This is a genomic window from Bacillus sp. FMQ74 (assembly GCF_001875785.1).
In the GTDB taxonomy this organism is placed as follows: domain Bacteria; phylum Bacillota; class Bacilli; order Bacillales; family Bacillaceae; genus Bacillus; species Bacillus stercoris.
In genome coordinates this window covers 165,668-180,131 of sequence record NZ_MOEO01000002.1, presented here as the reverse complement: position 1 = coordinate 180,131, position 14,464 = coordinate 165,668, and the positions used below count along the sequence as shown (strand labels likewise).

Genomic DNA, 14,464 nt, shown 5'->3' with positions numbered 1-14,464 from the left:
TAAATGTTTACCTATAATTTTTTTTTTCATTCTGTGATTTCCCCGAAAAAACGCCTTTATTTGCGGTTTTTTGCATAAAAAAAAAGCGGCTATTAGGCCGCTTTTTTTTATGAAGTGAACAGTTTTACGATCTGCATGGCTAAATAAGCAATCCCCGCTCCGATCAGCGGCCCCACCGCAACTCCGCCAAAAAGCGCGACTGCAAGAATGGTCCCGATCACGAGAGCAGTTGTAATATGCGGATCATTTTCCAGCAGGGTCAGGCCGTTTTTGGCAATCAGCGCCACTGCGATTCCCGCTCCCAAGGCGATCCATGCGTAGGAAGACCGCATTGCCTCTCCAAGCTGCTTAAATCCGATTTCTCCCGTGGCAATCGGGACAAGAACGGCGATGGTAATAATGGTCACACCCCAGTTAATGCCTTTTGACTGGATGGTCGGAAATAATTTCTGATCAAGTCCAACGATTTTGATGATCAAAAGGACGGATACAGCAAAAAGCAATGATTGGTTTTTTGCGATAAGTGCGATGGCCAAGAGTAAAATTAAAAATAAATTCGCTTGTGTAAACACATGCCATCCCTCCTTTAAGATGAATGTATTCATATTCAGCCGCAGCGTGAATACATATAAAAAATAGGACATGCTGACGAGAGGAGGACCGTTTTCGTGAATCAATCTTATATCACTATTTTTTTCAGAACCCTCTTTGTCATATCAATTACCGCAGGGTCGATAGCTGCGGCCTATTATTCGTTTCCGTTAACTTATCCGTTCCTGATCGCCCTTATTCTTTCATCAGTGATTCATCCTGTTGTCGATTATTTGGACAAAGTGACAGGATTCCCCCGAACGATAAATGTTCTGGGCGTGCTTGCTTTTTTTCTGCTCGCAGCCTTCGGCGTTCTCACCATTCTGGTAGCCGAAATCGTAACGGGAACAGCCTATCTAGCAAAAACGCTGCCTCCGCATATCAGCACGTTTATTTCCTATTGCGAAAAATTGTTTACAACTCATATTCAGCCGCTCTATAACGAGTTAACTCTTTTGTTTCAAGAATTGGAAACGAACCAGCAGGCTTCCATCGTCACCCACATCCAGACACTCGGTGATTCAGCCGCTAAAAATGCCGGGCTGCTGCTGTCCCACATTCTAGAAATGATCCCGAGGTTTTTCGCGCTTCTTCCCAATACGGCGGCGGTTCTGATTTTTTCTCTTCTGGCAACATTTTTTATGACAAAGGATTGGCATAAGCTGAAAGCAATGCTTGTTTTGATTCTGCCGGATCGTGTGACAGCTAACAGCAAAGCGATCAGCAGCGAATTAAAAAAAGCAATGACTGGTTTTATCAAAGCACAAGCCGTCCTCGTTTTCATCACGATGGTGATTGTGTTTATCGGCCTTTCTCTTTTAAAGGTTGAACATGCCGCAACAATCGCTTTTTTAATCGGGCTTGTTGATCTTCTCCCTTACTTGGGTGCGGGCTCCGTATTTGTGCCGTGGATTTTGTATTTATCGATTACAGGCCAGCTGCCCCAAGCGATCGGAATTGGCATACTGTACCTCGTCGTTCTTGTTCAGCGGCAGCTGACAGAACCTAAAATACTCAGTAAATCTATCGGGATCGATCCGCTGGCAACGCTCATCGCCCTGTTTGCCGGCTTTAAATTATTCGGGTTTTTAGGACTGATTGCCGGTCCGGCTGTTCTCGTCATCATCCAAGCTTTCATTACGACAGGCGCATTAAAGGAAGTATGGTCCTACATCACCGTTCAGCAAAAATAAAACAGCAGCCCATTTTACATGGCTGCCGTTTTTATTTGATGATGATCCGCTTATTCTTTGACATTCCTCTCAGCCATTTGAACAGAATCGGCTTACACCAGCCGCGGGTAAACGGGATAAGAAGACAGGCGCCGGCCAAATCTGATAAAAAGCCCGGAAGCATCAGCAATAGGCCGCCAATGAAAATGCACAGGCCGTCAGCAATCGCTTCCCCAGGCATTTTGCCATATTGAAGATCACGCTGAACCTTATAATACACTTCGGTTCCTTGTTTTTTTGCAGCTGCTGCTCCGATAATGCTTGTCAGAATCATTAAAAGAACTGTCGGCAAAATGCCAATCAGCTTGCCTGAAAAGAGGAATATGCCGATTTCTATTGCCGGAAACACAATAAAAAGCAAAAATAAAAATCTCATATCCAAGCCCCCCACACGTGTAACACGCCTCTGTTCAACATAAGGCAAGATAAAGAGAAAAGGAAGGGATTCCCCTTCCGTTTTCACCTGTGATTAAAGAACGCTCGCACGGCCTTGGTAGACTGCGCCTCTGGAAGCGTCAACTGTAATATCCTGACCTTCTGTCAAAATAGATGTCGCATTTTCCAGACCAACGATAACTGGAATGCCTAGGCTCAATCCGACTACCGCAGCATGGCTTGTCAAGCCGCCTTCTTCTGTAATAAGAGCAGACGCTTTTTCAAGAGATGCAATCATATCACGGTCAGTGCTTTTGGTAACAAGTACCGCACCGTCAGTCATTTTTTGCTCAGCTTCTTTTGCATTTTGGGCAACGACAACCGTACCGTAAGCTGATTTGCGTCCAATGCCTTGGCCTTTAGCGATGATATCGCCGACAGTATAAACTTTCATTAAGTTCGTAGTGCCAGACTCACCGACAGAGCCTGCCGTAATAACGATCAGATCGCCGTGTTTTACAATTCCGCTATTCAATGATTTTTGGACAGCATCCTCAAGCATCTCATCTGTTGAGCTTGCATTTTGGCCGCTTTCCGCGAATACGCCAGATACGAGGGCAAGCTTTCTGGAAATAGAGTCATTTACAGTAACCGCAACAATCGGTGCCTGCGGACGGTATTTTGCAATCATGCGTGCTGTATGGCCGCTTTCTGTCGGCGTTACGATCGCAGCAGCATTCAGGTTAATCGCCGTATGCGCGACAGATTGTCCAATTGCGTCTGTAATTGTCATGCCTACTTGGTCTCTGCGTTTTGAGAGAATTTCTTTATAATTCAAAGCTTCTTCAGAACGGGACGCGATGTTATGCATGGTTTGAACGGCTTCAACCGGATAGCTTCCGGCAGCAGTTTCACCAGAAAGCATGATCGCATCTGTGCCGTCGAAGATCGCGTTTGCAACGTCACTTGCTTCCGCACGAGTCGGACGCGGGTTGCGCTGCATGCTGTCAAGCATTTGTGTCGCTGTGATAACAGGTTTGCCCAACGCGTTGCATTTTTTGATCAGTTCTTTTTGCACAAGCGGCACTTCTTCAGCTGGAATTTCCACACCTAAGTCTCCGCGCGCAACCATTAAGCCGTCAGACACTTCGAGAATCGCATCGATGTTGTCAACGCCCTCTTGGTTTTCGATTTTAGGGATGATTTGAATATCCTGAGCGTTGTGCTCTTCAAGAAGCTCACGGATTTCAAGCACGTCCGTGGAACGTCGAATGAAAGATGGCGCGATGAAGTCTACTCCTTGCTCAATACCGAAAACGATGTCTCGCGCATCCTTCTCAGTAATACCCGGAAGATTGACACTTACGCCCGGTACGTTAACACCTTTTTTATTTTTCAGTGTTCCGTTGTTTAATACTTTTGTTTTGATCTCGCGTTTAGCGGCATCTACATCAAGTACCTCAAGACCGATAAGGCCGTCATCTAACAGAATCGTTGAACCTTGTTCAACGTCATCGACTAAACCTTCATATGTCACTGAAATTTTATCTGTTGTTCCTACAACCTCGTCCATTGAAATGATAAGCTCTTTGCCTGTTTCAAGCTCAATGCCGCCGTTTTCCATTGTATGTGTGCGGATTTCAGGACCTTTTGTATCAAGCAGAATTCCAACATTCTTGCCAAGTTTTTTGCTTGCTTCACGGATATTTTTAATTCTTGCACCGTGCTCCTCAAAATCTCCGTGAGAAAAGTTTAATCGAGCCACGTTCATTCCTGACTCCATTAATTTCGTAAGCATTTCAATACTTTCACTTGCTGGACCGATGGTACAAACAATTTTAGTTTTTCTCATTTGGTTCACTTCCTTCTGAAATCTTCAGCCTTCAGCTGCACATTAGATAGACAGTTCTTTTGAAAGCTGATACATGTTTTGCTCAACTGTGTGTTTTGTCTCCAGTATTTCTATAATATCATGGTCTACAAGCTTATTGTTTTGTATACCTACACAGCGTCCGCCTTTTCCGTCAAGCAGCAGTTCAACTGCATATGCGCCGAGACGGCTTGCCAACACACGGTCAGCAGCACTAGGAGAACCTCCGCGCTGGATATGGCCCAATACAGATACCCTAGTTTCAAGATTTGTTTCTTCTTCAATGCGTTTCCCGAATTCAACACCGCTGCCTACACCTTCGGCAACAATAATAATACTGTGCTTCTTGCCGCGTTCGTGGCCGCGTTTTAAGCGAGCAATGATTTCGTGCATGTCATAGTCTGCCTCAGGGATTAAGATCGATTCCGCTCCCCCTGCAAGACCGGCCCACAATGCGATATCGCCGGCATGACGGCCCATTACTTCGATTACATATGTACGTTCATGAGAAGTCGCTGTATCGCGAATCTTATCAATTGCGTCAATTACTGTATTTAAAGCTGTATCGAAACCGATTGTAAAATCAGTGCCCGGAATGTCATTATCAATTGTACCCGGTACACCTACACATGGAAACCCGTGTTCCGTTAATTTTTTCGCACCCATATAGGAACCGTCTCCGCCGATAACAACAAGGCCTTCAATACCAAGCTTCTTCAAGTTTTCTATTCCTTTTTCACGGCCTTCAACTGTTTTGAATTCAGGACATCTTGCCGTATAAAGCTTTGTGCCTCCGCGATGTATAATATCGCCAACTGAACCGAGTTCAAGCTTTTCAATCTTTCCGCTGATTAATCCCGCGTATCCGTTGTAAATACCGTAAACTTCAACGTCATGATAAATCGCTTTTCTGACTACTGCGCGAACTGCTGCGTTCATTCCCGGGGAATCCCCGCCGCTCGTTAATACCCCTATACGTTTCATTCTCCATTCACCTCAGCAACATATATGATTAAACATAACACGATCATTGCCCTAAAAACAATGAAAAGGGATCTCCATCCTCCCTATGAAACCTTACCTATTATACAATTAAATAAATTGTTTTTAAATAAAATTTAAGGAATGTCACAAAAAATAAACGTGAGCCAAAGGCTTCACGTTTATTTAGTTTACCCCGATATATTGATCTTCAACCGAGACTTTGCCAATTGCTTTATATTTTTCATAGCGCTGCTGAACTAATTCTTCTTCGCTCAGCTTCAACAAAGTTTTTAACGATTGTTTAAGGGTTTCGTCCATATAACTTGCCTGCAGCTTTACATCGTGGTGCGCTCCGCCTTTTACTTCTTTAATCATATGATCTATAATACCTAATTCTTTTAAATCCGGCGCAGTGATTTTCATTGTTTCTGCTGCTTTTTTAGCAAGACTGGAATCCTTCCATAAAAGTGCAGCGGCACCTTCTGGAGAAATAACAGAATAAGTAGAGTTTTCCAGCATATGCAAGTGGTTGCCTACACCCAGACCAAGGGCTCCGCCGCTTCCGCCTTCACCAATGACGATGCAGATAACAGGTACTCGGAGGCCGGCCATCTCAAACAGGTTTTTGGCAATGGCTTCGCTTTGTCCTCTTTCTTCCGCTGCTCGTCCAGGGTAAGCCCCCTTCGTATCAATAAAACAGATAATCGGTCTGTTAAATTTGTCAGCCTGTTTCATCAAACGCAGCGCTTTTCTGTAGCCTTCAGGATGCGGCATCCCAAAATTGCGGACAAGGTTCTCCTTCGTGTCTTTGCCGCGCTGATGCCCGATTACCGTTACAGGAAGGCCGTGGAACTTCGCAATCCCGCCGACAATGGCTTCATCGTCACCGTATGCTCTGTCTCCATGACATTCAAAAAAGTCAGTAAACAGGTGTTCGATATAATCAAGCGTTGTCGGGCGGTCAGCCAGACGCGCGATTTGAACCCGGTCCCATGGTTTCAGATTTTTGTAAATATCATCCTGAAGCTTAGCGAGACGGTCTTCCAGCCGTTCGATTTCCGCACTTAGATCCATATCGGAATCTTGGGTGAATTTTTTTAGTTCGGCAATTTTGTTTTGCAGTTCAATCACCGGTTTTTCAAATTCTAATCTTGGAGCCACTCAATGTCACCTCCTGTTTGATGCATATCCAGCAGATTTTCTAACGTTTTTTTCATATCGTCGCGATGAATAACCGCATCAAGCTGTCCATGTTTTAATAAAAATTCAGCCGTTTGAAAGTCCTCAGGCAGTTTTTCTCCTATTGTCTGTTCAATAATACGTCTTCCGGCAAAACCGATCAGCGCGCCAGGCTCAGCGAAATTGTAATCGCCAAGAGATGCAAAGCTTGCTGATACGCCTCCTGTAGTCGGATGTGTCATCACTGAAATGATAAGACCCTGTTCTTCACTGAACAGTTTTAACGCAGAGCTTGTCTTAGCCATCTGCATCAAACTTAATATGCCTTCCTGCATTCTAGCGCCGCCTGAAGCCGTAAAAATAATAAACGGAACTTTATCAGCTTTTGCTTTTTCAATCGCAAGCGTGATTTTTTCTCCGACGACTGAACCCATGCTGCCCATTCTGAATGAAGAATCCATGACGGCGACAACAGCCGGGTGTCCTCCGATGGTGCCCTTACCTGTCACAATAGCCTCGTTTAAGGACGTTTTCTCGCGATCTTTTTCAAGCTTTTCCAGATATCCCGGGAAACCAAGCGGATTTTCCGACAGCATTCCTTGGTTGAATTCCTCAAAGGATTGTTCATCCATCAAGCTTTCGATACGCTGTTTTGCGTTCATTGGGAAATGATAATCGCAGTTCATGCATACCCGCATATTTTTATCCAACTCTTTAGTGAGCATGATTTTTTTACACTTAGGACATTTTGTCATAATGCCTTCCGGAACATCGTGCTTCGCTTGATCAGATGGTACGGAAGCATACTTTTTCTTTTTCGTGAATATATCCTTTAACAAATGATTACCTCCCTTTTGTGAAGGGTTCTCTTCACCGCATGTCATCAAACAGATAGACTTGCTAATAACTTTACCGAAACTATTGTACTTTTTTTGTCAAACGCTGTCATCCTCAATTCGACAACTTTTTATTCGACGACGTGCTCGGAAAGGCTTGTATAAAATCAGATAAGGTGTTGAAACGACAAGGTTGACAGCGCATTCAAAAATAATGTTAAACCCGGCTGAAATTTTTTTAAGGCCGCCCCCCTAAAAAAATTTCAGCCGACAGTTTAACTTGAGAACAGCGCGCTGGTCTCCGCCAACGCGCTGCCATTTTTGGAACGAATTAAAATTATTCGCCAATAATCGTAAGTTTTCTTGTTTTTTCTGCGACTTCCTCAGGGTCAACAGTGATTCTTGCTACACCTGTTTCCATCGCGGCTTTAGCCACAGCCTTCGCAACAGCAGGCGCAACACGTTTATCAAACGGTGCAGGGATGACATAGTCTGCGCTAAGTTCATCTTCTGAAACCAGTGAAGCAATGGCTTCAACCGCTGCGATTTTCATTTCTTCGTTAATATGAGTAGCACGCACGTCAAGCGCTCCGCGGAAAATGCCAGGGAATGCAAGGACATTGTTTACTTGGTTCGGGAAGTCAGAACGTCCTGTTCCAATAACGCTTGCGCCGGCTTCACGCGCATCTTCCGGCATGATTTCCGGATTTGGATTTGCCATTGCAAATATAATCGGATCTTTTGCCATGCTTTGAACCATTTCTTTTGTTAACGCACCCGCTACAGAAACACCGATAAATACGTCAGCATCAACGATGACATCTTTCAGAGAACCGTCTTTGCGGTCTTGGTTCGTGAATTTCGCCACTTCGTTTTTGACATCGTTCATGCCGTTCGGGCGCCCTTCATAAATGGCCCCTTTAGAATCGCACATCACAATGTCACGAACGCCGTAATGGTGAAGAAGCTTGATAATTGCAATGCCAGCCGCACCCGCGCCGTTTGCGACAACCTTAATGGATGACATTGATTTTCCAGACAGTTTCAGCGCGTTTACAAGACCTGCTACCGTTACAATGGCTGTACCGTGCTGATCATCATGGAAAACAGGGATGTTTGTTTCTTTTTTGAGGCGCTCTTCAATGATAAAGCAGTTTGGCGCTGCAATGTCTTCAAGGTTGACGCCGCCAAATGTCGGCTCAAGCAGTTTAACAGTTTCTACGATTTTATCAACATCGTTTGTGTTTAAAGCAATCGGAAACGCATCTACGCCCGCAAAGCTTTTGAATAGAACGGCTTTTCCTTCCATAACAGGAAGCGCGGCTTCAGGGCCGATGTTTCCAAGGCCAAGCACAGCTGTACCGTCAGTTACAACTGCTACCATGTTCCCCTTCATTGTATAATCATATACTTTGTTAATGTCTTCATGAATATCCTTACACGGTTCTGCAACACCCGGAGAATACGCGAGGCTTAAATCTTTCGCGTTTCTGACCTCTACTTTTGATTTAGACTCCAGTTTCCCCTGGTTGACTTTATGCAGGTGTAATGCTTCTTCTCTTAATGACATTCTCTTAAACACTCCTTATGGATATTTTTTGATTCGTATACTGCTGCGTTGTTTGCTGCATTCTGCGGAGTAAAATCTATCTGAATATTTAAACAGGATCACATAATTGCTCCAATTGTATAACAAAAAGTGACTCGTTACCACTGTTTTAAAACGACGTTTTTTTGACCCAACAGCTCTTTTAAGCGATATAACACCTGGTGATCCGCATTGATATGAAACGACTCAGGAAGCTTAATCGTCTGTTTCTGCCTTTCATAATAGAGATAAACGCCTGTTTCCCCTTTATGCTCCAGCAAAATGCGCTTAATTTTTGCCAGGATCTCCTGGCTGTGCTGACTGCTTTCTATTTTTATATAAACCGATGGCGCTTTTTCTGCATCCATATTTTCTAATAATTCTGCCCGGGACATGATGAATTGGATCTTATCTTGTCTTACTTCACATTTCCCCGCTGTGAACAAAAGAGCGCCTTCTCTTAAAACGGGTGAAAGCTGTCTGAATTGTTCAGGGAAGACTACGGCTTCCATCTCGCCGGTTTCATCACTGAGCGTTAAAAACGCCATGTTTTGACCTGTTTTCGTCCGAATCGTTTTGATCTTCGACAGCAGAACGCCTAGCGAAAGCTGCCTTTTGACCGTCCGCTGAGCCTGCAAAATGGAAACTGCTCCGTGCGCAGCGAGCTGTTTTCGGAAGACGGAGAGCGGATGATTTGAAAAATAAATGCCAAGCGTTTCCTTTTCAAACGCAAGTAAATCCACCAGAGGAAGCTCCTCCGTCTCCACATACTTCGGCTTAATTGAAAACGATTCATCTAAAAACAATCCCATTTGGTCATCGTCCGCGGCGAATAGCTCAGCATGTTCCAAAGCAACATCAATAGATGCGAGCAGCGTGGCCCGGTTTTGGCCGAATTCGTCCATCGCACCAGAAAAAATAAGTGCTTCAAGCACTTTGCGATTTACACTTTTTGACGGCACGCGAAAGCAGAAATCGAAAAGATCTTCAAATGGTTTCTTTTTCCTTGCTTTATATATATCTTTGACTGCTGAGACGCCTACACTTTTTATCGCGCGGAGGCTGTATCTGACAGATCCGTCTTCAACTGTAAACGGAAAACTGCTTTTATTCACTGACGGAGGAAGGATACGAATCCCGCTCCCCTTTGCTTCGTAAAGATATTGAGAAATTTTATCCTCATTGCCAATGACGCTTGTCAGCAATCCGCACATAAAATATAACGGATAATGAGCTTTCAAATACGCAAGCTGGCACCCGATCATGCTGTATGCCACCGCATGGCTTCGGTTAAAGCCATAGTTTGCGAATTTGACGATTAAATCGTAGACTTCATTTGCAGTGTCTACAGAATACTCCTTTTTTAAGCACCCTTCAACAAAATGGCTTCGCTCTCTGTCTAAGATTTCTTTTTTCTTTTTGCTGACCGCCCTTCTCAATAGGTCTGCTTCGCCTAAAGAAAACCCCGCCATGCGGGAAGCAATCATCATAATTTGTTCCTGATACACTATAACGCCATATGTGTCTTCCAAAATGCTCCTTAAATCCTCATGAGGATAATGGACAGGCGCCCGGCCGTGTTTACGGTCAATAAATAACGGAATATTTTCCATCGGACCGGGCCGGTACAGCGCATTGACCGCCACAATATCCTCCAGCCCTGAAGGTTTCAGCCGTTTCAGGACGCTTCTCATCCCTGCAGATTCGAGCTGGAAAATCCCTGTCGTATCTCCTTTGGACAGCAAGGAGAACGTTTTGTCATCACTGTAGGAAATACTTGAAAGATCTATTTTGATGTTTTCTTCTTTTTCAATCATTGAAGTGATGGATTCAATCAGCGTCAGATTCCTCAAGCCTAAGAAATCCATTTTTAAAAGGCCCAAATCTTCAAGATGATCCATCGCATATTGCGTTAAATAGATCCCTTCATGCCCTTCCTGAAGCGGAACAACATCTGTTAACGGTTCTTCACTCAGGACAACGCCTGCTGCGTGGGTGGATGCATGCCTTGGCAGCCCCTCTATTTTTCGGGCAATTGTATAGACTTGCTGAAGCAGGCTTGACTCCCGAAGCCGCTTATCCAGCTGCGGTGACTGCTGTCTCGCTTCATCCAGCGTCATGCCCGGTCTTGAAGGAATGAGTTTTGCAAGCTGATCTGCCTCCTTCGGGCTGACGCCAAATACTCTGCCGACGTCCCGAAGCGCCGCCTTTGCCGCAAGTGTTCCAAAGGTGATGATCTGTGCGACGTGCATCGCACCGTATTTCTGCTGAACATATTGAATGACTTCATCTCTTCTTGTATCGGGAAAATCAATATCAATATCCGGCATGCTGATGCGTTCAGGATTTAAAAATCTTTCAAACAGAAGGTGATGCTTAATCGGGTCAACATCTGTGATATACAGCACATATGCCACAAGAGAGCCTGCCGCAGAACCTCGTCCCGGTCCTGTAACAATCCCTTTTTCATGAGCGTGCTTCATAAAATCCCACACGATCAGAAAGTAATCGCTGAACTTCATCCGCTTGATGACATCAAGCTCATATTGAAGACGGCGAAGGTATCGTTCATCAGGCGTGCCGAAACGGCTGCGGAGTCCCTCCATACAGATATCCGTTAAATAATCATCAGCGGACGTTCCGTCTGGGGTCGGAAAAGACGGCAGACGGGTCTGCCCGAGGCTGACGTCAACCCGGCATTGTTCCGCGATCTCCACAGAAGCTTGCAATGCCTCGGGATGCTCTCGATAAATGTTTTGCATTTCTTCAATTGGTTTCAAATCGAGATCAGGCAGAACTTCAGCAGGTGCATCCGTCAGTTTTTCCCCCGCTTTAATCGCTTTCAGACAACGGTAGGCAGCCTTATCTTCCTTCCTTATGTAGTGCACGTCGCCTGTGGCCGTAACAGGGATACCCGTTTCTTCTGACAGCTTTAGAATTTGCTCAGACAAGACTTGATTCCCTTTAAAAGGCTGATAGGAGAAATAAAAGGATCCACTTCCAAATATTGACTGGAAATCCAGCGAAGCTTGAGCGGCCTGGTCGAACAGCCCTCCTTCAAGAAGCGTCTCAATATATCCTTTTTCGCCGGGCGTTATTGCGATAATGCCTTCTCGATAACTGTGAAGCCATTTCGGCTTCAGTCCGCCTTTTGATTTAGATTGCAGAACGCTGCTGATTTTCAGCAGGTTTTGATAGCCTGTATTTGATTTTGCCAGCAGGACGAGCGGGTAGGCTTCAAGCTCGCTGTCATCTGTAAAAACAGAAGCCGTCAAACCGATTATCGGGTTGATCCCTCTCGCCTTGCAAGCTTTATAAAATTGAATAGCTCCGTACATGACATGATCATCTGTCAGCGCCAAAGACGCATATCCGAGCCTGTCAGCTTCACTGACGAGCTCTTCCACAGCCGCGGCGCTGTTTAGCAGGCTGTACCCGCTATGCACTTGCAGGTGAACAAAAGACATGCTATCACCTCTTTCTCATTACGATCCATTTCTTTTTTCATTATAAGGCCGGTTTCCAAAAGAAACAAATGTTCTTTTTTGACTCATCATCATACTTGTCCTGAAAGCTCAATATGATATAAAAGGTGAGGTGATAAAGATGGATCAGGAAGCAGGATTTATGGTGAATTTTATCAATAGCTACTTCATTGCGTTAGGGGTGCTGATCGGGGGCGCACTCATTGGAGGGCTCGGAGCATATTTGGCGGGCGAACCCCCGCTTACAGCCATTACAAAGCTTGCGAACCGGTTAAAAATTTGGGCGCTTGTCGCAGCTATCGGAGGCACCTTTGATGCGGTATACAGCTTTGAACGAGGCATACTCGAAGGCAATACGAGAGATATCTTTAAGCAGCTTCTTTTGATTATTTCCGCCATGGGAGGCGCGCAAAGCGGCTGGCTCATTATATCATGGCTGACCCAGGAGCATCTTTCTTCATGAGGGTCCCTCAGCATTACAAAAAACCGGGGTGGCAGCGTTTTTTCGCGGGAATGATGTGCGGAGCCGTAATCAGCTGGTTCTTTTTCCTGTTTACTTACGGAACATTTCAAGAGGAGCAGGTCAGCCTCATCGAAAAACAAAAAGAGCATGTAAAAGACTTGAACAATCAAATTTCGATCTATCAGGAAGACCTCCATAAACTGAATGAAGATAATAAAAGAAAACTGCTGATTCAAAGCGTCAGCGTTAAGTTGCTGAATGGGGATAAATATAAAATATCGCAGCCGGATAAAACGAAATTCGAGGAGCATGTAAAGGATGATATTTCAGAGGTGATTACCAAAGACATAGAAAGCGTCTATCAAACAAAGGATCTTTTGAAACGGACAATTGAAAATAAAGTCTATATGATCAATGAAAAAAAATACGAGGCAACCGTAAGAGAATTGATTATTTATACGAGGCTGACAGTAGAACTTGAAATATCATTCGCCACATAATTATGGATTTTTTTTAAATTCTCCAAACTTCTGTCGCTTTTTCCCATTCTTTTTTATAAACTATATGTGAGGCTTAATGGCGCAAGGAAGGAGGAAGGGAAATGGAGGTTTACAGTGACCGTCAGTTAGCAAAAGATCAAGCAGCCCGTCTCAGACAAGGTTTTTCTGCATATGCCGAAACAAACTCACTCGCTTCCCTCATTAAAAAAGAACTTCAATCTCACAATCTCCAAGTCTACGAGGACCTTACTGATTTCGGCTGCTGGTTCATCCCCGTCACAGATGAACACTAAGAGAGAGGGTCTCCCCTCTACTCGTGTTCTTTACATAATGTTTCCAGATCAGCCAAAATCCGATCAGCTTCATCCCAGCTGTAAATAGAGGCGCCGGCAGCAAACGGATGTCCTCCGCCGTTATATTTCCGGGCAAGTCCGTTAATGACAGGCCCCTTCGAACGGAATCTGACTCTGATTTGATCGTCTTCTTCTACGAAAAACACCCAGGCGCGAATACCAGAGATATTGCCAAGCGTCCCGACAAGCTGCGACGCTTCAGAAGCCGTTGTGCCGAATTTTTCAAGCGTATCCTTTTTGATGAAAACAGAAGCGGCGCCGTTTTCGGACAAAGACACATTTTGAAAGATAAAGCCGTTAAGCTTCACCACATTCAGTTTTGTTTCATACAATTGATTAAACAACTCTGAGGAAGAGAATGGATACTGAATGAGCTCGCCGGCATATTTTAATGTTTTTTCCGTGGTATTCGGAAATAAAAAGCGTCCGGTATCTCCAACAATGCCGGCATAGATCAGCTCTGCCGCTTTCGTATTCAGCTTCCAGCCGTGCTCTTTTCCTTCTAAATACAGCTCGTAAATCATTTCACTTACTGAGCTGGCGCTAGTATCGACCCAGAGAAGGTCACCGTATGGATCTTCGTTCGGATGGTGGTCGATTTTCATTAGTTTGGCGCCTGAAGGATAACGCTGATCGTCGATTCTTTCCTGATTTGCCGTATCGCAGACAATGACAAGTGCGCCTTCATATGTTTCATTGTCCACCTCATCAAGGGAATATAAGAAAGAGAGGGACGGTTCAGGCGTGCCGACCGCAAAAATATTTTTTTCAGGATATGTTTCACGCAGGATTTCCGTAAGCCCGCACTGTGATCCGTAAGCATCCGGATCAGGACGCACATGTCTATGTAAGATAATCGTGTCATATAATGATATGGTTCTGATCAATTCTGTTTTCATTTGATACTCCTTTATTGTTTTTATTCATTAAATCACATTCTCTGCCGACGGAAAAGAAAAATAACGTCAAAACCAAGCCCGTTTTTGTATAAAATGGGTTTGTAAACTT

At 44.5% G+C, this 14,464-nt stretch carries 13 protein-coding genes; 4 read left to right on the top strand and 9 right to left on the bottom strand.

What is annotated here, in order from left to right:
• Positions 1 to 107: 107 nt before the first annotated feature.
• A complete protein-coding gene (locus tag BLL41_RS05390; RefSeq protein WP_004398695.1) occupies positions 108 to 572 on the bottom strand; it encodes a DUF441 domain-containing protein in 465 nt (154 codons plus the stop codon).
• 96 nt (positions 573 to 668) lie between these two features.
• Between BLL41_RS05390 and ytvI the strand changes: the two genes are divergently transcribed.
• Entirely contained in the window at positions 669 to 1,784 is a 1,116-nt protein-coding gene (gene ytvI / locus BLL41_RS05385) for a sporulation integral membrane protein YtvI (protein ID WP_071577054.1), read from the top strand.
• Positions 1,785 to 1,815: 31 nt separating this feature from the next.
• On the opposite strand, the gene BLL41_RS05380 is transcribed toward ytvI, so the two are convergent.
• From BLL41_RS05380 to dnaE, 7 genes are all read right to left on the bottom strand, one after another.
• Complete coding sequence (locus BLL41_RS05380) at positions 1,816 to 2,199, bottom strand: FxsA family protein (protein ID WP_071577053.1); 384 nt, start codon at positions 2,197 to 2,199, stop codon at positions 1,816 to 1,818.
• Positions 2,200 to 2,292: 93 nt separating this feature from the next.
• Complete coding sequence (gene pyk / locus BLL41_RS05375) at positions 2,293 to 4,050, bottom strand: pyruvate kinase (RefSeq protein ID WP_071577052.1); 1,758 nt, start codon at positions 4,048 to 4,050, stop codon at positions 2,293 to 2,295.
• A gap of 42 nt (positions 4,051 to 4,092) precedes the next feature.
• Positions 4,093 to 5,052 carry a 6-phosphofructokinase gene (pfkA, locus tag BLL41_RS05370; protein WP_017695751.1) on the bottom strand — a complete coding sequence of 320 codons (960 nt, stop codon included), beginning with the start codon at positions 5,050 to 5,052 and terminating at the stop codon, positions 4,093 to 4,095.
• 183 nt (positions 5,053 to 5,235) lie between these two features.
• On the bottom strand, positions 5,236 to 6,213 hold the full coding sequence (gene accA / locus BLL41_RS05365) for an acetyl-CoA carboxylase carboxyl transferase subunit alpha (protein WP_071577051.1): 978 nt from the start codon (positions 6,211 to 6,213) through the stop codon (positions 5,236 to 5,238).
• Complete coding sequence (gene accD / locus BLL41_RS05360; RefSeq protein WP_071577050.1) at positions 6,198 to 7,070, bottom strand: acetyl-CoA carboxylase, carboxyltransferase subunit beta; 873 nt, start codon at positions 7,068 to 7,070, stop codon at positions 6,198 to 6,200. The genes accA and accD overlap by 16 nt, the downstream gene beginning before the upstream one ends.
• A gap of 334 nt (positions 7,071 to 7,404) precedes the next feature.
• Positions 7,405 to 8,637: an NADP-dependent malic enzyme gene (gene ystJ / locus BLL41_RS05355; protein ID WP_014664951.1), complete on the bottom strand. Its 1,233-nt coding sequence runs from the start codon at positions 8,635 to 8,637 to the stop codon at positions 7,405 to 7,407.
• A 137-nt stretch (positions 8,638 to 8,774) separates the two neighbouring features.
• Positions 8,775 to 12,122, bottom strand: a complete 3,348-nt coding sequence (dnaE, locus tag BLL41_RS05350; RefSeq protein ID WP_071577049.1) for a DNA polymerase III subunit alpha — start codon at positions 12,120 to 12,122, stop codon at positions 8,775 to 8,777.
• A gap of 139 nt (positions 12,123 to 12,261) precedes the next feature.
• Between dnaE and ytrH the strand changes: the two genes are divergently transcribed.
• The 3 genes from ytrH to BLL41_RS05335 all read left to right on the top strand — a co-directional run bounded on the left by ytrH (position 12,262) and on the right by BLL41_RS05335 (position 13,396).
• Positions 12,262 to 12,603, top strand: coding sequence for a sporulation membrane protein YtrH (ytrH, locus tag BLL41_RS05345; RefSeq protein WP_003229410.1), 342 nt, complete (start codon positions 12,262 to 12,264; stop codon positions 12,601 to 12,603).
• Positions 12,600 to 13,103, top strand: coding sequence for a sporulation membrane protein YtrI (ytrI, locus tag BLL41_RS05340; RefSeq protein WP_003229408.1), 504 nt, complete (start codon positions 12,600 to 12,602; stop codon positions 13,101 to 13,103). Before ytrH ends, ytrI begins: the two co-directional genes overlap by 4 nt.
• Before the next feature lie 101 nt (positions 13,104 to 13,204).
• On the top strand, positions 13,205 to 13,396 hold the full coding sequence (locus BLL41_RS05335; protein WP_003229407.1) for a YtzJ family protein: 192 nt from the start codon (positions 13,205 to 13,207) through the stop codon (positions 13,394 to 13,396).
• 17 nt (positions 13,397 to 13,413) lie between these two features.
• Here the strand turns inward: BLL41_RS05335 and nrnA are convergent, their stop codons facing one another.
• On the bottom strand, positions 13,414 to 14,355 hold the full coding sequence (gene nrnA, locus BLL41_RS05330) for a bifunctional oligoribonuclease/PAP phosphatase NrnA (RefSeq protein WP_014664955.1): 942 nt from the start codon (positions 14,353 to 14,355) through the stop codon (positions 13,414 to 13,416).
• Between the last annotated feature and the right edge of the window lie 109 nt (positions 14,356 to 14,464).